General features: G+C 68.0%; 21 protein-coding genes. 8 read left to right on the top strand and 13 right to left on the bottom strand.

Features of this window, described 5'->3' with window-relative positions; translation table 11 throughout:
• Positions 1-3 precede the first annotated feature (3 nt).
• A complete protein-coding gene (locus AB0F51_RS08150; RefSeq protein WP_360275864.1) occupies positions 4-420 on the bottom strand; it encodes a helix-turn-helix transcriptional regulator in 417 nt (138 codons plus the stop codon).
• A 66-nt stretch (positions 421-486) separates the two neighbouring features.
• Here AB0F51_RS08150 and AB0F51_RS08155 point away from each other — a divergent pair, with 66 nt between their 5' ends.
• Positions 487-1,701: an MFS transporter gene (locus AB0F51_RS08155; protein WP_360275867.1), complete on the top strand. Its 1,215-nt coding sequence runs from the start codon at positions 487-489 to the stop codon at positions 1,699-1,701.
• Here the strand turns inward: AB0F51_RS08155 and AB0F51_RS08160 are convergent.
• On the bottom strand, positions 1,673-2,110 hold the full coding sequence (locus tag AB0F51_RS08160; RefSeq protein WP_360275870.1) for a helix-turn-helix domain-containing protein: 438 nt from the start codon (positions 2,108-2,110) through the stop codon (positions 1,673-1,675). The two genes, AB0F51_RS08155 and AB0F51_RS08160, sit on opposite strands and share 29 nt — an antisense overlap.
• Before the next feature lie 76 nt (positions 2,111-2,186).
• Between AB0F51_RS08160 and AB0F51_RS08165 the strand changes: the two genes are divergently transcribed.
• The 3 genes from AB0F51_RS08165 to AB0F51_RS08175 all read left to right on the top strand — a co-directional run bounded on the left by AB0F51_RS08165 (position 2,187) and on the right by AB0F51_RS08175 (position 4,382).
• A complete protein-coding gene (locus tag AB0F51_RS08165; RefSeq protein WP_360275873.1) occupies positions 2,187-3,581 on the top strand; it encodes an MFS transporter in 1,395 nt (464 codons plus the stop codon).
• A 289-nt stretch (positions 3,582-3,870) separates the two neighbouring features.
• Positions 3,871-4,071 (top strand): hypothetical protein, encoded by a 201-nt coding sequence (locus AB0F51_RS08170; protein ID WP_360275876.1) that lies wholly within the window; start codon positions 3,871-3,873, stop codon positions 4,069-4,071.
• The gene (locus tag AB0F51_RS08175; protein WP_360275879.1) at positions 4,068-4,382 is read left to right on the top strand and encodes a hypothetical protein; all 315 of its coding nucleotides are present in this window, start codon (positions 4,068-4,070) and stop codon (positions 4,380-4,382) included. The genes AB0F51_RS08170 and AB0F51_RS08175 overlap by 4 nt, the downstream gene beginning before the upstream one ends.
• Positions 4,383-4,555: 173 nt before the next feature.
• On the opposite strand, the gene AB0F51_RS08180 is transcribed toward AB0F51_RS08175, so the two are convergent.
• From AB0F51_RS08180 to AB0F51_RS08190, 3 genes are all read right to left on the bottom strand, one after another.
• The gene (locus AB0F51_RS08180) at positions 4,556-5,308 is read right to left on the bottom strand and encodes a hypothetical protein (RefSeq protein WP_360275882.1); all 753 of its coding nucleotides are present in this window, start codon (positions 5,306-5,308) and stop codon (positions 4,556-4,558) included.
• Positions 5,301-5,447, bottom strand: a complete 147-nt coding sequence (locus AB0F51_RS08185; protein WP_360275885.1) for a hypothetical protein — start codon at positions 5,445-5,447, stop codon at positions 5,301-5,303. The genes AB0F51_RS08180 and AB0F51_RS08185 overlap by 8 nt, the downstream gene beginning before the upstream one ends.
• A gap of 364 nt (positions 5,448-5,811) precedes the next feature.
• A complete protein-coding gene (locus AB0F51_RS08190; RefSeq protein ID WP_360275888.1) occupies positions 5,812-6,594 on the bottom strand; it encodes a methyltransferase domain-containing protein in 783 nt (260 codons plus the stop codon).
• A gap of 97 nt (positions 6,595-6,691) precedes the next feature.
• Here AB0F51_RS08190 and AB0F51_RS08195 point away from each other — a divergent pair, with 97 nt between their 5' ends.
• Positions 6,692-7,564 (top strand): aminoglycoside phosphotransferase family protein, encoded by an 873-nt coding sequence (locus AB0F51_RS08195; protein ID WP_360275891.1) that lies wholly within the window; start codon positions 6,692-6,694, stop codon positions 7,562-7,564.
• Here AB0F51_RS08195 and AB0F51_RS08200 read toward each other — a convergent pair.
• Together AB0F51_RS08200 and AB0F51_RS08205 are read right to left on the bottom strand one after the other, a co-directional pair.
• Complete coding sequence (locus tag AB0F51_RS08200) at positions 7,561-9,006, bottom strand: alpha/beta hydrolase (protein ID WP_360275894.1); 1,446 nt, start codon at positions 9,004-9,006, stop codon at positions 7,561-7,563. The genes AB0F51_RS08195 and AB0F51_RS08200 overlap by 4 nt on opposite strands.
• A 97-nt stretch (positions 9,007-9,103) precedes the next feature.
• Positions 9,104-9,478, bottom strand: a complete 375-nt coding sequence (locus AB0F51_RS08205; protein WP_360275897.1) for a nuclear transport factor 2 family protein — start codon at positions 9,476-9,478, stop codon at positions 9,104-9,106.
• Between the two features lie 117 nt (positions 9,479-9,595).
• Between AB0F51_RS08205 and AB0F51_RS08210 the strand changes: the two genes are divergently transcribed.
• Together AB0F51_RS08210 and AB0F51_RS08215 are read left to right on the top strand one after the other, a co-directional pair.
• Positions 9,596-10,387, top strand: coding sequence for a helix-turn-helix transcriptional regulator (locus AB0F51_RS08210; protein ID WP_360275899.1), 792 nt, complete (start codon positions 9,596-9,598; stop codon positions 10,385-10,387).
• On the top strand, positions 10,387-10,887 hold the full coding sequence (locus AB0F51_RS08215) for a DinB family protein (protein WP_360275902.1): 501 nt from the start codon (positions 10,387-10,389) through the stop codon (positions 10,885-10,887). The genes AB0F51_RS08210 and AB0F51_RS08215 overlap by 1 nt, the downstream gene beginning before the upstream one ends.
• A 40-nt stretch (positions 10,888-10,927) precedes the next feature.
• Here AB0F51_RS08215 and AB0F51_RS08220 read toward each other — a convergent pair whose 3' ends face one another.
• Positions 10,928-11,974: a hypothetical protein gene (locus AB0F51_RS08220; protein WP_360275905.1), complete on the bottom strand. Its 1,047-nt coding sequence runs from the start codon at positions 11,972-11,974 to the stop codon at positions 10,928-10,930.
• Complete coding sequence (locus AB0F51_RS08225; protein ID WP_360275908.1) at positions 11,971-12,489, bottom strand: SigE family RNA polymerase sigma factor; 519 nt, start codon at positions 12,487-12,489, stop codon at positions 11,971-11,973. The genes AB0F51_RS08220 and AB0F51_RS08225 overlap by 4 nt, the downstream gene beginning before the upstream one ends.
• Before the next feature lie 177 nt (positions 12,490-12,666).
• On the opposite strand from AB0F51_RS08225, the gene AB0F51_RS08230 reads away from it, so the two are divergent.
• On the top strand, positions 12,667-13,875 hold the full coding sequence (locus tag AB0F51_RS08230) for a hypothetical protein (RefSeq protein ID WP_360275910.1): 1,209 nt from the start codon (positions 12,667-12,669) through the stop codon (positions 13,873-13,875).
• A 69-nt stretch (positions 13,876-13,944) separates the two neighbouring features.
• On the opposite strand, the gene AB0F51_RS08235 is transcribed toward AB0F51_RS08230, so the two are convergent.
• The 4 genes from AB0F51_RS08235 to AB0F51_RS08250 form a co-directional block, all read right to left on the bottom strand.
• Positions 13,945-14,736 (bottom strand): hypothetical protein, encoded by a 792-nt coding sequence (locus tag AB0F51_RS08235; protein ID WP_360275913.1) that lies wholly within the window; start codon positions 14,734-14,736, stop codon positions 13,945-13,947.
• Between the two features lie 73 nt (positions 14,737-14,809).
• The gene (locus AB0F51_RS08240) at positions 14,810-15,610 is read right to left on the bottom strand and encodes a hypothetical protein (protein WP_360275916.1); all 801 of its coding nucleotides are present in this window, start codon (positions 15,608-15,610) and stop codon (positions 14,810-14,812) included.
• Positions 15,607-16,155, bottom strand: a complete 549-nt coding sequence (locus AB0F51_RS08245; protein ID WP_360275919.1) for a SigE family RNA polymerase sigma factor — start codon at positions 16,153-16,155, stop codon at positions 15,607-15,609. Before AB0F51_RS08245 ends, AB0F51_RS08240 begins: the two co-directional genes overlap by 4 nt.
• A gap of 79 nt (positions 16,156-16,234) precedes the next feature.
• On the bottom strand, positions 16,235-17,584 hold the full coding sequence (locus AB0F51_RS08250; RefSeq protein WP_360275922.1) for a GGDEF domain-containing protein: 1,350 nt from the start codon (positions 17,582-17,584) through the stop codon (positions 16,235-16,237).
• Positions 17,585-17,694: the final 110 nt, after the last annotated feature.

Raw genomic sequence — 17,694 nt, forward strand, 5'->3', positions numbered from 1 at the left:
CGCTCAGCTTTTCCCGGCCAGCAACAGGAGATCCAGCAGCCGGTCCAGATCGGCGTCCGCCGGAGGGCCAGGAAGGAGCTCACCGAGAGCGTCGAGGGTTGCGACCAGCCGGCGTTCCACAGTTCGCTTGGTGCTGCCGCGAGCCGTGGCGACCTCTGCGACGACGCGTTTCGCCCGCGACGAGGCGGCCACCAAGTCGGCCGACGTGGACGCCTTCGGAGCTTCCTCGTCGACGATCGTGAGCTGCAGCTGCGCCCCGAGAGCGGCGGCGAGACGCTCCAGCGCCGCGAGGGTGGGGTTGCCGCGACCGTTCTCGAGGTTCGCGATATACGGCACCGACAGGCCGGCGTCGACCGCGACGGAGGCGATCGTGCGCTGGGCCGCTTTCCGGCGATCTCTCAGTTCGGCGCTCAGATCCACACCGGCAGACTATCTCCACAGAACACTGTTGCCAACAAGTGTTTCGTGAAGATAGCCTCCGTCGACGTGAGCATCCTGCGGAACGGCGACTTCCGGAGGCTCTGGATCAGCGGCGGAATCTCCGGCCTCGGATCCTGGCTGCTGGTGGTCGCCATCCCCGTCCACGTGTTCCAGCTGACCGGATCCGCTGCCGCGACCGGGCTCACGGTGGCACTGGAAGCAGTACCCGCACTGCTGGTCGGACCGTGGGCCGGCGTCCTCCTCGATCGCTGGAACCTCCCGCGCGCCATGTGGCTGGCCAACCTCGCCGGCGCGGCGTCGGTCGCCCTGATCCTGTACGCCGATTCGGCCGACCGCGTGTGGATCGTCTACATCGCCGTCCTGGCTGAGAATCTGGCGACGACAGTGTTCCGACCGGCATCAAGGGCACTGACCCCGGCAATCGTAGGCACTGGTAAAGGTCTGGCGGCAGCGAACTCACTGAATGCCTTCTCCGGCAGTGTGATCCGGCTAGCCGCGCCACCACTGGGCGCACTCCTGCTGGCGGGACCCGGGATCAAGTTCGTTCTCGCCGTCGACATCGTCAGCTACTTGGTGGCGGCCGCAATCATTGCCACGATCAAGCATCCAGTCACCGTAAAAAGTGAACCAGATAAAGGATTCTCAGCACTCAGAGAAGGTCTCCGAGGCGTTGCCCGAAGCAAGATCCTCAAAGGAATTCTGCTTGCCAACGGCATCTTTCTGACCGCCAACGCCGGCGCGACCGCGCTCCTCGTCCCCTTCACCGTCGAGCGACTCGACGCACCCGGGGAAACCATCGGCTATCTGATCTCCGGTCTGGGCGCCGGCTTTCTGCTGGGCGCCGCGATCAGCCCGAAAGCCCTGACCTGGCTGGGAACTCGCGACCTGTTGATCACCACTCAAGCAGCAACCGGCGCAGCCTTCTTCGCTTTGTTCAACGCCCCCAACGTCACCTGGGCGATCGTGGCAGCAGCCTTGATCGGCACGCCCGGGAGCATTCTGCTCATCACCGCGGAAACCACCGTCCAGCGAGTCGCCCCGACCGAACTCCTCGGCCGCATCGGTGCGCTCTTCTTCGCGATGGACTCCCTCACCGTCGTCATCGGAGCACTCGCCGCGCCGTTACTCGTGACGCTGACGGGTCTGCCGACCGCACTCAACGTGATCGCCGGCTTCGCAGTACTGGCCGCGCCGGTGACGCTGTTCGCAGTACCGGGTCATCCTGCCAAGCTCAGCCGGATGAAAGAGCCTGCTCCGTGAACTCGGTGCGATTGTCGTAGCTGGCGCGGGCAGCGGCGATCTCCTGCTGATGCTTCTCGGTCCAGGTGACCAGGGACTGGATCGTCGCGTGCAGCGTCACGCCGAGCGGGGTGAGCTCGTAGTCGACGCGGGGAGGGACGACCGGATGGACCGTACGCCGGACCAGGCCGTCGCGCTCCAGCTGCCGCAGCGTCACCGTGAGCATGCGCTGGCTGATCCCGTCGATGGTCTTCTTCAGTTCGGTGAAGCGCACCGTGCGGTTGTCGAGCAACGCGATCACCAGCAGGGACCACTTGTCGCCGATCCGGTCCAGGATCTGCCGGACCTCACAGTCCTCCCGGGTGTCCCACTGGAACGCCTCGGAGGGACAGCAGGAGTAACTCGGTTCCTTTGAAGTGCCTTCTTCCACAATTCCCCATGGTTCCCCACGATGGGATCAGTTACAAGAGATAACTGACCTCACTTCGAAGAACCGGAGCGTTCTCGTGCATTCCACTGTCACCCCGGACCGGCTGACCGGCCGCTCCTGGGCTGTTCTTCTTGTCCTCTGCGGCGCGATCTTCCTGGAAGGCATCGACGTCTCGATGATGGGCGTCGCGCTGCCCTCGATCCGGGCCGAGCTCGGGCTGTCCACCAGCGAGCTGCAGTGGGTGGTCAGCGCCTACGTCCTCAGCTACGGCGGTTTCGTCCTGCTCGGCGGCCGGGCCGCGGACCTGTTCGGGCGGCGCCGGATGTTCGTCACCTGGCTGATCGTCTTCCTGGTCTTCTCCGGTCTCGGCGGCTTCGCGACCGAAGGCTGGGTGCTGATCCTGGCCCGCTTCGTCACCGGCGTCGCCGCGGCGTTCATGACCCCGGCCGGCCTGTCGATCATCACCACCAGCTATCCCGAGGGCCCGCAAAGAAACAAAGCCCTGCTCGTGTACGCCGGTACGGCGGCCGCCGGCTTCTCGCTCGGCATGGTGGCCGGCGGTCTGCTCACGGCGATCGACTGGCGCTGGGTCTTCTTCGCACCGGTCGTGATGTCCGCGCTCATCCTGGCCGGAGCGCTCACCCTGTTGCCGCGCGAAGCTGCCCCGGACGCACGGGACCGTGGTGCCGGCCTGGCCGATGTGGATCTGGGTGGCGCGATCAGTCTGACCGCGGCGATGCTCTTGCTGGTCGCCACGGTGGTTCGCGCTCCCGACGTACCGGTGACACAGACAGTGGGTACGGCGATTGCCGGTCTGGTGCTGCTGGCCGCCTTCGTCGCGATCGAGCGAAGGGTCTCCGCGCCGCTGATCCGGCTGGGTATTCTGCGCAGCGGGTCACTCGTCCGGGCGAACCTTGGCGCGTTCCTGCTGGTCGGCTCGTTTGCCGGCTTCCAGTTCATCGGAGTGCTCTATCTGCAGGAGTTACGGTCCTGGACAGAACTCCAGACCGGCCTCGCGCTGATGGTGATCGGCATCGACTCGATCCTCGCCCCTACGCTGACCCCTTGGCTGGTCAAGCGGTTCGGCAACAGCCGGGTCGTGTTCGGCGGGTTCGCCTTCGCGGCAGCGGGTTACGCATTGTTCCTACCACTGAGCACCGACTGGAGCTACCCGGCCATGTTGCCGTCGCTGATCCTGTTGGGGCTGGCGTTCTCGCTCGCGTACGGACCACTGACCATCGCCGCCACCGACGGGATCTCCGAGCAGGAGCAGGGATTGGCGAGCGGAGTACTGACGACGTCGTTCCAGTTCGGCTCGGCATCGGGACTCGCTGTAGTCGCCGCGGTCCTCGCCGCGAGAGACGAACTGACCGTGGACGGGTTCCGGTCCGCTCTCCTGGTTCCGCTGGGAGCCGCCGCACTCGGGTTGCTCGTGAGCTGGCCCGGACGTCACCGCTCCGTGTCCGAATGAGCGCTCGGAGTTAGCAGGAAGTCCTACAATTCAGCACTTCCCGGAAAGGCTTTCCAGCTGACCGAATCGTTATTGGCAAATTACTGCAAACATTCTTGACAGGCCATAAAGCCGGGCCTCCGGCCAGACCGCTCAGGACACCTCTGACCAGCGGTTTCGTGGTCACGGCCACGCTGCGTAAGGGCTTTGTAAAGGTCCCTGCCAGTCTATTCCGGGGTCCGGCTTTTTACGGTGTTCTTTCCTTGTGCCCAGCGTCGGGCAGCCCCTCGAGAACACGAAGGAACCACCGATGACCGAGTCGATCGAGATTCCCGCCTCGCACCGCCGCGTGCGGGTCTGGTTCGGCGCCACCACGATCGCTGATCACACCGCCGACGCCGACCAGGCCGCGCAGTACGAAGAAGCCATGCGCCGCCGGTTCGCCTCGCTGCGAGTGACCAGCGAGCCCGTTCTCGCCGACGCGCTCGGCGCCCGGGACCTGTCCCGATGACCACCCGTCCGACGCTGCTCGGCTATGTCCGGGCCGACGCACTCGGTTGCGCCGAGGAACTGGCCGCGGCCACGAACTCGCTCGCGGCCTTCGCCAGCGCCGAGGGATTCACCCTCGGCACGGTGTATACCGAGCGCGACGCCGCCGAGTCCGCCGCGTTCCACGCGCTGCTGGACGAGGTGAAGCGGACGGACGTCCGGGCGGTCGTCGTACCGACCCTGCAGCACCTCGGCACCGCCGGGGCGCCGGTCGGGATGCAGAAGGACCTCGAGTTCCACCACGCCCACGTCTGGGCGGTCGACACGAGGTAACCCACAGACAAGCGGAGCTGGCGTCTTGACCCCTGCATCGGCGCCGGTTCCGCTCTCCACCTCCACAGCTGCACCGACTCACGCCGGGCGGTAGTGGACCAATCAAGGCCCCACCGGCTGCTACCGGTGGGGCCTTGTCGTTGGCTCAGGTCAGGTGGCTCAGGTCAGGTGGCTCAGGCCGTGATCGTGTAGCCGTAGCGCTTCATCACCGCGGCGATGCCCTCGTTGAAGATCCCGGTCACCGGCAATCCGAACTTCAGCTGCACCTTCCGTAGTACGCGCTGGAAGTGCAGGTGCCAGGACACCCCGGCCCGCGGGACCGTCTCGGCCTTGGTGATCGCCCCGACCTTCGGATGCGCCGCCCAGGCCACCACGCGAGCCCGATCGGCACCCCACTCACCGGTCATCACGTCATGCGTCCGCGCATACGCCATCGCGGCGAGCGAGATCGAATGATCCGGTACTGCGGGCGGAACCGGGTGCGCCTTGAGATAGAGCTCCCAGGTCATCCCGTAGAAGCCGGGCGGGCCGTCGTCCTTGCCCCGGTTGGCCAGCCCGTTGCGCTTGCGCTTGTACTCGAGGACCTGGATCGCCGCGCCACGGGACAGATCCTTGTCGCCGATCGCGATGGCGTGCACGTGGTACGGCCAGCGCCCCTGCGCCGGCGTCCGCAGCCAGGCGGCGAACCCGACCTGACGCAGCGCGAGCACGATCGCCCGGCGCTGCGCGGGACTCTGTTTCGCCACGGCGATGTCGACCGCGCCGCCACCGTCGTGCGTCCCGGCCGAGGCGGCCACGCCACCTTTGTTGTACGAGCCCTGCAGCAACTTGAACTGCGACCGGTAGATCTTCTCGGCGGCCATCAGCATCGCAACGGTCCGCCGGTTCAGCTGCGTGCCCCGCCAGACGATCCTTGCCTCAGGCATCCGCTGACCCGAGAAGCAGCTCGGCATCCTCCGCGGCCCCGAGTGCTTCCAACTCGTCCAGCTCGGCGTCGGTCAGCTCTTCCCCGTGAATCGTTTCGTCGAAGTCGGCTTCGTCGACCTGGTCGAAGACGTCCGTCATCGCGTTTCCCCTCCCCCTGTACCGCCCGCAGCCACCCCCGGCCCCGGAACCGCCTTTCAGGTTAGGGGCGCCCAGTGTCATCCGTCCATGTCCGGCCGGACGCCCGCTTGTACGAGGAACGTGAAGTTTTCCGTCATCGCGGGTGTGAGCCGCCGCCCCTGGGGTACGAGTAGAGGGTCCCGCGGTTCGGTCGGCCCCATTCGGGCATGGGTGGTGCTCACCGAGCCGCGAGTTCTCCCACTGAGGGGCGGGAGAACGACCGACGGCGGCGGGCGTATCCCACGGTACGCCCGCCCCTGGCCGTCTCACCGCCGGCAGCCACAGCACCCGGCGCCGGCGTGGGACTGTGTGCTGCTTCTATCTGTTAAAGGGCTGAGGCTACGAAGAGGTAGCGGTTGAGGCTGAAGAAGTAGCTGTTGGCGAGGTTGCGGAGGTCGGTGGCCCAGGCGGTGGCTTCTTCTTCTGTGACTTTGGCGCGGCCGGGGACGAAGGCTTCGACGATGTCGATCAGGCCGGCGCTGTAGGTGCGGGCGTCGTAGCCGACGTTGAGCATCGGGACCACCTGGCGGTGCGTGACCGTGAAGCCGGCCTTGTCGAGGGCGTCGCCGAGGGTTCGGGGGAGGTGTGGGTCTTCGAGGTGCTCTTCGAAGGCGGTCAGGACGCGGGCCATGCGGGCGTCGTCGGAGGAGCGCCAGACGATTGAGTCCCAGTCGGTGTCCAGCAGGATCACGCGCCCGGCAGGGCGTAGTACCCGGCGGATTTCGTTGAGGGCGCCCGGTACGTCGTCGAGGTACTCGAAGACCTGGGTGGACACGACAACGTCGAAGCTCTCGGCGCCGTGCGGGATCTGGCCGGCCGGCGCGACCTCCAGCTCGATCTCCGGGCCGTCCGGCACCTTGGCGCGCGTCCTCGCGATCGCCAGCATGCTGTCGCTGATGTCGATTCCGCAGACTCGCCCCTCCGGTCCGACCTCGGCGGCCATCTCGGCGGCCAGCAGTCCCGGTCCGACGCCGACGTCGAGTACTCGGTCGCCGGGCCGGAGCGCGAGCGCGGTCCGGACCACCCTGCGCTGCTCGACCACGTCCGGGGTGGTGTAGACCGATTCGATCTGCCGTGAGACCTGCGGATCGAACTGCAGATTGCTCATTCCCCGTCCCTCCACTGTCCGCCCATGGATCACATCATGGTCCGCCCGGCCGAGAACTGGGAGGCCAAACACACACCAACCCACTACGGTTGATCGAATGATCGAGCTGCCCGAGACCTTCCTGGCGATGCCGCGCTGGTGGTCGGAGGGCGCAGAGTGGCTGGCCGGCCTCCCCCAGGCCGTCGACCAGCAGTGCGACCGCTGGGGACTCGAGATCGACGGCCCGCTGGCTCACGGGTCGAACGCGATCGCAGTACAGGTCAGCCGGGCAGGGCAGCCGCTGGTACTACGAATGAGCCTGCCCGGCCCCGACGTTGCCGGGCAGGCGTATGCGCTGCGTTGGTGGGACGGCCGCGGGACGGTCCGCCTGTACGACGCCGACCTCCCGCACGGAGCTCTTCTCCTGGAGCGACTCGGTAGTTCACTGCTCAACGAGCCGGTCGACGAGGCGATGGTCGTGCTTGGCCGGCTGATGCGACGCCTGGCCGTCCCGGCTCCCTCGGATGTCCCGTCGACCGCGGCGAACGTGAGCGCCCGGGCGGCCGAGCTCGAAACCGACTGGCAGCGCCTCGGCCGTCCCTTCGAACCGAGCTGGCTGGCCGAGGCTCTCGCGATCGCTCCCCAGCTGGCCGAGACCAGTTCGAACCTGACCGCCAATGGTGACTTCCATTCCGAACAGGTACTCCGCGGCGCCCGCGAACCGTGGCTCGTGGTCGATCCCGTGTTGTACCGAGGCGATCCCGACTGCGACCTGGCCCGGATTCTCTGGACTCGCGTGGACGAGATGGCGAACGGCGCCGAGATCCGGGACCACTTCGCCACTCTCGTCAGCGAGGCGGAGCTCGAGCCGGAGCGAGCGCGGAACTGGGTGGTGTTCCGAACCGTCGACTACTGGCTCTGGGGCCTCAACGCCGGCCTCACCGAGGACCCGGAACGCTGCCGCCGGATCCTCGATGCCTTCCTGAACTAGCAGGCGGAGCGCCTCGGCGGAAGCTCCCCGTTGAGCAAGAACCTCCCGATGGCGTCCCGCGCACAAGCAGCGTTGAGGTACGCCGTATGCCCGACCGCATCGGCAACCAGCAAGCGACTCCCGCGAAGCTGACGAGCCAGACCGAAAGCGTTGCTGACCGGCGTCGACGGGTCGTGCGTGGTCGACGTGATGAGGATCGGTGGAGCGTCCTTCACCGGCGTCCGCTGCCACGGGTTGCTCGGCTTGACCGGCCAGCCGGAGCAAGCCGCGGCCATCACCCACGCCTCGACGGCCGCACCGACGCGCGGCGCCACCGCCTTGGCGCGAGCGATGCGCACCTTCGCATCGGCGTACCCCTTCAGCTCGCCAGGGAAGTCCATGCACGACACGGCCGCGTACGCCGTTTCGTAGTTGCCGACGGAACTCGTCGAGGCGAACAACGACCCGTCGCCCTTCACCGCCTGGGCAATGCCCTCGGCCAGCGCGGGCCAGGGGTCACCGACGAAGTCCGTCTTCGGCAGCAGCGTGGGCAGCGTCATCCGCATGGTGTCGCCGGTGACGGGCGCGTGATTGGGGACCTGCAGTGGAGTCTTGTCGGCCTTGGCGGTCACCTTGTCCCAGACCGCGCCGACGTCCTGCCCGTGCAGTGCGCAGTCGGCGTCCTTGTCACACCACTCGGCGAAGCGGTCGAAGGTGTCCTCCATCTCCTTCGCCTCGTCGAGCATGAACCTCTTCGAGCCCTGCGCGTGGTCGACGATCCCGTCCAGCACCATCCGGCCGACGCGTCGCGGGAAGAGCTGCGCGTACGTCGTACCGAGGTAGGAGCCGTAGGACAGGCCGATGAAGTTGAGTTTGTCCTCGCCGAGCGCTGCCCGGATGGCGTCCATGTCGCGGGCGACCGTCCGGGTGTCCAGGTTGCGCATGAGGTCGCCATGTTGCTTGAGACATTTCTCCCCGGTCGCGCGGCTGGATGCGACCATCGCGTCGTACTCCGCTTGGCTCTTCGGGAAGACCGGTACGCCGGGACGCAGGACCGGGCCGCAGTTGAGCGCAGTACTGCTGCCAGTACCGCGTGGGTCGAAGCTGACCAGGTCGTAGCGGTCGCGGTAATCCGGGAACAGCTGATCGGCCAGACCCGCGGCGAAGATCGAGGCCCCGGCGCCACCGGGACCGCCGGGGTTGAAGGTCAGCGAGCCGAGCTTGCGCGTTTGGTCCTTGGCCGGGACCCGCGCGACGTAGATCTCCGTCGTGGCACCGGTCGGCTTCGACCAGTCCAACGGGACGGTCAGCTTGCCACATTGCTCGACGCCGCCCGGCCGGCACGCGGTCCACTTGATCGACGGCGCCGGCTCAGCAGCCGACGCCGTTCCCGGTATCAGTACGCCGATGGTGCCAGCGGCAACCAGTACGGCGGAAAGCCCTTGTTTCCAACGTTTTTCCATGAGCTCGACACTAAGCTCTGGAGGTGGTGACCGGGCATCCCCCATCAGTCGGTCTGCCCGGTTCGACCAAAGTCGTAGACCGACCCTGACCCGACCCTTAGACCAGCGCGTCGTGGGCCGGGGCGAAGTCGTGGAAGCCGACCACCTCGCCGAGCTTGCCGTTGCCGTCCAGGGCGGCGACATCGGTGCCACCGGCAACCGGCTCCTGACCCTCGGCGGCCAGGTGCCAGGACCAGCGGAGCCGGTTGTGGTGCTCGTCGACCTCGCCGGTGAGCGAGAAGACGAAGCCGGGGAACATCTGGTGTGCGGTCTCGACCATCTTGGACAGGCCGTCGTGGCCGCTGACCTCGAAGCTCGGGTCGACGTAGACGCAGTCGGCGGACCAGATCCGCTCGATCAGAGTCGCCCGGGCCTCGGCGTCGGTCTCGTTCCACATCGCGATGTACTGACCGGCGAGAGTGCTGGCGTTCATGGTGTATCTCCTCGGTTTCGGTGCTGCTCGATGACCAGAAGCCTGCCGCCGGATCGCGGGCCGGTCGATGACGTCACAGGTAATGAGGGTGACCACCTCAGCGGTTACGGTCGTGACATGACCGCGATGATCGACGAGACGTTCCAGCGCCCGGTGGGCGAGCTGTTGCGGGGCTGGCGCGAACGCCGCCGGCTCAGCCAACTGGACCTGGCCAACCAGGTGGAGGTCTCCACCCGGCACGTGAGCTTCGTCGAGACGGGCCGCTCCAAGCCGAGTCGCGAGATGGTGCTGCGGCTGGCCGAGCATCTCGACGTACCGCTGCGGGACCGCAACCAGTTGCTGCTCGCGGCCGGCTATGCACCGATCTACTCCGAGGCCTCGCTGCACTCGCCCGCGATGCTGGCGATCCGGGCGGCGCTGCGGCGGTTACTCAAGGCCCACGAGCCGTACCCGGCGCTGGTCGTCGACCGCTGGTGGAACATCGTCGAGGGCAACACCGCCTTGGCGCTCTTCACCGAGGGGGTCTCCGACGAGCTGCTGAAACCGCCGCTCAACGCACTGCGGCTGACCCTGCACCCCGACGGGATGGCGACGCGGATCAGCAACCTCCCCGAGGTCCGCACCAGCGTGCTGACCACCCTCCACCGCCAGGTCGCCAGCACGGCGGACCCCGACCTCCAGGACCTGTACGACGAACTGCGCGGCTACCCCGGCGGCGAGCGCACCGAACTCGCTGCGGGGGCCGAGGTCGTCGTACCGATGAAACTGCGCCGGGACGGTCACGAGCTGTCGCTGCTGACCACGATCGCGACCTTCGGTACGCCGCTGGACGTGACGGTCTCGGAACTCATGATCGAGTCGTTCTTCCCCGCCGACGACAAGACGGCCGAGTACCTGCGAGGACTGTGATGCTGCCGGACGACCAACTGGCCGACACCCGCGAGCTCCATCTGGCCTGGCTGGACTACTACCGCGACACGGTCGAGCGGAAGCTGGCCGGTCTGAGCGAGGAGGAGCTCCTGACCAGCCGGCTCCCATCCGGCTGGTCACCACTGGAGCTGTTGAAGCACCTGGTCTTCATGGAGCGACGGTGGCTGCGGTGGGGTTTCATGGCCGAGCAGGTCGAGCGGCCGTGGGGCGACTCGGGAACCGAGGACGCGCCCTGGCGACTTGAGCCTGGGGACAACCTCGACGAGCTGCTGGCGGCGTTGCGAGCGGGTGGCGAGCGGACCAGGGAGATCGTGACGGGCGACCTGGCGGCGAAAGGCGCTGCCGGTGGACGATTCCGGACCGAAGGCGAGGCGCCGACGCTGAACTGGATTCTCTTCCACGTGTTGCAGGAGTACGCGCGGCACACCGGTCAGCTGGACATCGTCCGTGAACTGGCAGATGGGACCACCGGCGAGTAGAGGTCGAATCGCTCTACTCGCCGGTGGCCCTAGTGGCTACCTACCGGTGGGTGGAGGGGAAACCGGTGGGCAACGAGGGGGTGGGCTTGCCTGGCCAGGTCGGGGTGGCGGTGGGCCAGCTCGGCTTGGGCAGGGTGGGCTTGGTGGTCGGGACCGGCGGGAGGGTCGGCTTGCCCGGGAGGGTCGGTGTGGCCGTCGGGAGCGGGGGCAGGGTCGGCTTGCTCGGCTTACCCGGCAGGGTCGGGGTAGCAGTCGGTACCGGCGGCAGGGTCGGCTTGCCCGGCTTGCCGGGGAGTGACGGCGTCGCGGTCGGCTCCGGCAGTTGCACGCAGGGCGGCAGCTCCGGCTTGTCCGGCACGGACGGAGTCGGCACTGGCGGCAGCGTCGGCTGGCCCGGCAGGGTCGGCTTGGCAGTCGGCAGGCTCGGCTTGCCCGGCAGCGTGGGATTGGAGGTCGGCAGGCTTGGCTTGCCCGGCAGGGTGGGGATAGCGGTCGGCAGCGTGGGCTTGCCCGGCAGCGTCGGCTTCGTCGTCGGCACTGGCGGCAGCGTCGGCTTGCCCGGCAGGGTCGGCTTGGCAGTCGGCAGGCTCGGCTTGCCCGGCAGCGTGGGGTTGGCGGTCGGCAGCGTGGGCTTGCCCGGCAGGGTCGGCTTCGTGGTCGGCACCGGCGGCAGCGTCGGCTTACCTGGCAGCGTCGGCGTGGCCGTCGGCACCGGCGGGAGAGTCGGCTTGCCCGGCACCTTCGTCGAGACCTCGACCTTGACGCTCACCTTGACCTTGGCCTTGACCTTGCCCGGCACGTCCACGGTTGGCAGGCAGGTGGGGATCGGCGTGGGGGTGGCGATGGGCACCTCGATCGGTGCCGGCGGCTTGCCGTCACCGGCCAGCAGGTTGCGGACATCACCAGGTCCCCCGACCGCGGCGGACACTGTTGCGACAGTGCCGGCGAGGACAGTCACGCCCGCCGCGGCCAGTCCTCGGCGGAGCCAGGCAAACCGGCGGCCGCGACGCATCAGGTCGGCCGGGTCGGGCTGCCAGGGCTCCAGGTCGTACTCGAGCGCGCTGCGCACCCGCTGCTCGTCGGTCATGCTTTTCCTCCAACGGTGGTGTCCATCAGGTCGGGTGCCAGACGCAACTTGGCCAGCGCCCGCGATGCGGTGCTCTTGACAGTTCCGACGGCCATGCCGAGCAACTCGGCGGTCTCGGCCTCGGAGAGGTCCTGCGAGTAGCGCAGCGCGACCACGGCACGTTCGCGAACGGTCAGACCGGCCAGTGCGGCCAGCACGGCCTCCCTGGTCTGCACTTCCGCGGAGAAGTCGGCGACCTCGCGGCGATCCCAGTCGTTGTCGACCGGATCACTCGGTACTTCGTTGGACCAGTGCCGGCGGGCCGCGGAGAGGAACCGGTTGACCAGCACCCGGCGTACGTAGCGCAGCGGGTCACCGTCCAGCCGGTGCCACTTCGGATAGGACCGCATCAACGCCTGCTGGACGAGATCCTCGGCCGTGTGCCGATCCCCGCACAGCATCTCCGCGAAGCGGAGCAACTGGGTCGACTGGGCCTGCACGAACCGCTCGAAGTCGGCGTCCGCGGTCCGGGTCATCGAATCTCCTCTGCCTCTGTCACACCCGTTAAACCCGCTGGGTCACCGCCTAGGTTCTGTTCTGTCACCGATTGATCGGAAGAAATTTATTCACGAGCTATACAGAAGGGTGGTTTGTTTGTCACATTGGGTCGCACCGGGTGTGCGCCCGGTGACCTCACCGCCCCGGAGGTACTCATGCCTATCACCACCAGGATGCGAGCCGCTGCCTGTCTTGCCGCGGCCGTCACCCTCGTCCCACTCACCATTGCGGCCGGGCCCAGCTCGGCCAGTACCGTCCACCCCGTCGCCGTGGCCGCCCAGCCCGTCGACGGCTCCACCAACGTCCGCGTCGATGGCCGGCGGATCATCCTCGGCGACGCCCCTGCGTCGATGGGGTCGGCCGAGGTTCGCCAACGCTCCGGCATCGCGAACCTCGCCCCGGTCCAGTTCGCCGCGGCAACCTCAGCCGTCGTCGTCGACTACACCGCCGGTACGCCGGACCGGTCGACGGCTGAGGTCGACGTACGGGCTCTGGTCAAGGACAGGTGGTCGGAGTGGACCCCTGGGAAGGCGGGACAGCCGACCGCACTGCCGGCCGCCAGCGACCAGGTCCAGCTCAGGATCATCGTGATCGCGCCACCGCAGGGCGGCAGCCCGTGGGTCGGCGACGTCAGCGTGCGGCCCACCGACCAGGCGGACCCGAGCCGGATGGCGATCCAGGCCGCTCCGCTGAAGTCGCGGGTGTTCGCGACCCGCGAAGGCCTGGTAGGCGGTACCACGGCCAACGGGCACGTGATCGTCAGCCGGGACCACTTCGTCGCGCTGCCGTCACGCCGGGGCCTGGCGAGCAACGGCTCGGGCAACTACTCGGTCAAGGTGTGCACCGCGAGCCGCTGCGCGTTCGAGCCGGTCTGGGATGTCGGGCCGTGGAACACCAAGGACGACTACTGGAACCCGGCGGCCGTCCGGGAGATGTGGAAGGACCTGCCGCAGGGCCGGCCGGAAGCGCAGGCGGCGTACCAGAGCGGTTACAACGGCGGGAAGGACCAGTTCGGCCGGACGGTCGCGAACCCGGCCGGGATCGACCTGGCCGACGGCACCTTCTGGGATGCGCTGAAGCTGACCGACAACGCCTGGGTCGACGTGACCTATCTGTGGACCGGTGACGGCGGCCGCGGCACCGTCTCGATCTCGTCGGGCTACCTGAACATCCGCAACGCCGCGAGCTCCACCGGCTCGATCGTCGGGATGGCGGGCAAGTCGGCCCAGGTGACGGTCGAATGCCAGACCACCGGGCAGAGCGTCACCGGATCCCAGGGCACCACCAACATCTGGCTCCGCGTCCACGCCGGCATGTACGTCTCCAAAGCCTGGATCAACGCCGGCAGCTTCAGCGCCTGCTGACCTCGAAGGTCCGAAGAACCGAACCCCCGGTTCCTCGGACCCCACCGGGTGTCCGGGCTCGGACCGGTGTTAGCAACCGTGGGAGATCTGTGCGCAGGTCTGCTCGCCCCAGATCAGGTGGAACTCCTTCAGGACCGAGCCGTTTGCGCGTTGGAGGGTCACCTTGATCTTCGTGCGGTTCGCGACTGAGGATCCCGCGACGTACGGCTTTGCCGCGCGGTGCTGCATCAACCAGTAGTCGCCCTGGACGACAGCCTCGGTGGTCACGCCGTCCGGGAACCTGTAGGCGATCTTCGCGACACCGGAGGGCAGTCTGCCCGCGGCCCAGTAGTAGTCGTACTCCTTGCCCTTCACCGGGATGAGGTTGTTCGCCACGGCGAAGGTCTCCGCGGTGACGGACGGCGTCGCAGGCTTCGCCGGCTGCCGCAGTGAGCCTTGGCCGTTGTGGCGCGCGTACGCCGTACTGCAACCGGCCCAATGGTTGCCATCGGCAAGCACCAGGACAGAGCCTGGCTCGCTGTCCAGCCGGGCGGCCACCTTGACTGGGCGAAGTGGCTGGTCCTGAGCGGCCAGCAGCTCCTTGCAGGCTTTGACCGCATCCTTCGGCAGCGGCTTCTCCTGCGGCCGAGCCGGAACACCCAACGGAAGCGTCGACTTACCCTGACGCACGGTCGACGGCGCCGGCGTCGACAAGCCCGTTGTGGGCGGTGCCGGGGTGGATGGGGCCGGGCCGCCGGCTTGGGCGGTCGCGGGCGTGTTGGGTGAGCTGTTCGCCGCGGCGGCGGCCGCGACCGCGACTCCGGCAACAGCCGCCACCGCCAGCCCGGTCACCGCCAGTTGCTTGACCACGTTCTTCCTCATCTGTTGCCCTCCGCAAGTTTTTTCTGCTGTCGGGCTGAAGGACGCACAAGCGACCGGAGAAGGTTCTGCCGGTTCAGCAACCGTGGGTGATCTGCGCACAGGTCTGCTCGCCCGGCTTCAGCGCGAACTTCTTCAGGACGACACCGCTGTCTCCGAGCAGCTGAACCCTGACGCGCTCCGGACTGACCGACGCCTGCGGCCCAGGCAGTGGCACCGAGTGCTGCATCAACCAGTACTTCCCGCTCACCGTCGCATTGACGGAACTCCCGCCCGGGAAGGTGTACCTCACCGTCGTCACCCCGGTCGGCAGCAGCCCCGCGGCCCAGTAGTAGTTGAAGGTCTTGCCCGCCCTGGTCAGTTCGTTGTGCGCCACGGCGAAGGCATCGGTGTCCGAGATCGCCGGCCGCTTGACGGTGCCCGGCTCCCGCACGGCCATGTCGGGACGGTCACCACTGTCACAGGCCGCCCAATGCTTGCTATCGGCAATTACTATCACGGCGCCTCGTGGCGTTGACAACAACGCCTGCTTGGCCGCCGCCGGCCCCAGAACCAGCGTCTGGTCCCGCTTGAGCGCTGACTTGCACAGGGCCACCAGAGCGGGCACGTTCGGTTGCGATTTCGGTGTCGCAGCACGCGACGGCTTCGCAGTGGCGACTGAAGGTTTCGGCTGCTCCACCACCGGGTTTCCGGTCGGCCGCGTCCCACCGAACACACTCGCGGCAACAACCACCGCCAGTACTGCGACCGCTGACGCGCCACCGGTCGCCAGATTCCGTTTGCGGCGCCGACGCGCGCCGGCGATCACCGTCGCCGGGTCCAGTGGTTCGATGCCGGCTGGTGGCCGCAGCGCCTCGCGCAGGTCTTCGTCGTTCATGCCTGTTCTCCCACGTAGCGGCCACTCAGCGAGGGGGCGGCACGCAGCTTCTGCAAGGCCCGGGCATTCGTACTCTTCACCGTTCCGAGCGCGACTCCGAGCGTGGCCGCGGTCTGCGCCTCGGTCAGGTCTTCGACGTACCGCAGAACCACCACTGCCCGCTCCCTTCTGCTCAGCGTCGCCAACGCGCCGGCGATCGCGACGCGGTGCTCAACCCGTGCGAGCGGGTCGGCAACGATCCGGCCGGGCGACGGCGAACCGAACTCGTCGTCGAGTTCGGCCGTCCCGCCGCTCGGTCGCTCGCGCCACAGCCGGCGCCGGATCCACGACAGATGCTGGTTGACGACAGCCTGCCGGACGTACGCGAAGGGGTCGCCGAGCTCGATCCGGTCCCAGCGCAGGTAGGCCTTCTCCAGCGCCGTCTGCACCAGATCCTCCGCCAGCCCGGCGTCGCCGCACAGCATCCGCGCGAAGTGCACCAAGCGCGCGGATCTGGCCAGCACGAAGGCCGTGAAGTCCACATCGCGGCTCTCTGACCGCTGCATCCGTTCTCCCGTCGTTCCAGCCACTCACAGCACAAGACGCGGGCTGTCGGGAAAAGGTTCTGCCGGTCCCGGGAGAGATCTAGCGGTGCTGGAGGTTGGCCGGGGTGGGACGCGGCAGCGCCGGCGTACCGGGTGAATGGTTGAGGCCGAAGCCGACCTTGGGGTCGGCGAGCATGTCGGCGGCCAGACGGACCCGGTCGCGGCCGGCCGCCTTGGCGGCGTACATGGCTCGGTCCGCGCGCAGCAGCAGGTCGTCGAGGGTGCTGCCGTCGGCGGGGTAGACCGCGACACCGATCGAAACGGTCAGCCGGAACGTGTCCGGATCAAGGTCGGGATCATCCAGTACTCCGGCGCACATCGCCGCGAGCGGACTCGAGGCGACCGCGGAGCGGAGCCGGTCGGCCGTCACGGTGGCGTCGTCGAGACCGGTGTCGGGCAGCGCGATGACGAACTCCTCGCCACCGAACCGGCCGATCACGTCCTTGGTCCGGATCGCCGAGCGCAGGATGGTGGCCACCGCCCGGAGCGCCTCGTCACCGACCAGGTGCCCGTGCCGGTCGTTGACCTGCTTGAAGTGGTCGATGTCGATGAGCAGCACGGCCATCGGCTCGCGCTGGGTCCGCGACGTGCGCAGCATCTCCTCGGTCCGCCGGCGCCACCAGTCGACCCGGCCGAGGCTGGTCTTCGGATCGGTCTGCGCCTCGGTCTCCAACTGGCCGAGCAGCAGAGCGCGCTGAGCGGTCAGCGTGATCGGGATCGCCACGAACGCGAACCACGGGCTGACCAGCGTCGCCGCCGCGAGCAGGCAGCCGAGCGTGCCGGCGGTCGCGTCGACGCACAGATCGTCCTTGCCGCCGACCGTGTCCTGCCGGTTGCTGCCCGGCACGATCAACGAGATCGCCAGCCCGCAGAGCAGGGTGTCGGCCGCGGCGTACGCGACGGCTCCACCGGCCATCGCGATGACCAGGCCGAGGTCACTGCTGCCGGCGAGATCGCGGGCGGACAGGTAGACGGCGTGTGCGGCGCCGATCGCGAGCACGTGGACCGAGGTGGAGAACGCCCAGCGGTACGGGATGCACTTCCCGGCCCGGACCCGCCACCAGATCCGCAGCAGCAGGGCGACCAGGATGGCCAGGGCTGGGTGCAGGACCAGCGCGGCCGCGATCATCCAGGCAGGCGCGAGGTCCTTGTGCAGTGCGCCGCCCCGGCGGCGACGGCTCTCCACCCGGCGCGCGCCCTCGACCGAGATCAGCGCCGAAACGGTCAGCGCGAAGACGATGTCGAGCCCGCCCCACGACGGCAGCTCGGAGAACGCCTCGACGCCGTACGCGATCGCGCCCAGGTCGACGAGCAGGACCACTCCGAGCGCCGGGAGCGACAGCGTCCACAGCGCCCAGGACCGTACCGCTCGCCTACTGTGCGCAACCATTACCTCTCACGGTACGACGAGTGAGGGCCCGGTCCCAATCCGCGACGGCGCGGTGACGATAACCAGTTGGAAACGAAATAGGTCGTTCAGAATTCACTCGTTTGATCAAG

The sequence above is a fragment of the Kribbella sp. NPDC023855 genome (assembly GCF_040639475.1).
Classification (GTDB): domain Bacteria; phylum Actinomycetota; class Actinomycetes; order Propionibacteriales; family Kribbellaceae; genus Kribbella.